Below are 229 nucleotides of genomic sequence, written 5' to 3' on the forward strand. Positions count from 1 at the left end.
GTACATGTCGCAAGCGGTGCTGCCCGCGATGAAGGAGCAGCGTGGCGGCAGCATCGTCTGCATGTCGTCGGTGTCCGCGCAGCGCGGCGGCGGCATCTTCGGCGGGCCGCACTACAGCGCCGCCAAGGCCGGCGTGCTCGGCCTCGCGAAGGCGATGGCACGTGAATTCGGCGCCGACCATATCCGCATCAATTCGATCACGCCGGGCCTGATCCAGACCGACATCACC

General features: G+C 67.7%; 1 protein-coding gene. It reads left to right on the top strand.

Annotated elements, in window-relative coordinates; all coding sequences use genetic code 11:
- A partial coding sequence (locus SB756_RS36335) for an SDR family NAD(P)-dependent oxidoreductase (protein ID WP_410914105.1) occupies nucleotides 1-229 on the top strand: 229 nt, incomplete at both ends.

Origin of the sequence: Pseudomonas sp. SIMBA_068 (assembly GCF_046534705.1) — a bacterium.
Classification (GTDB): Bacteria; Pseudomonadota; Gammaproteobacteria; order Pseudomonadales; family Pseudomonadaceae; genus Aquipseudomonas; species Aquipseudomonas putida.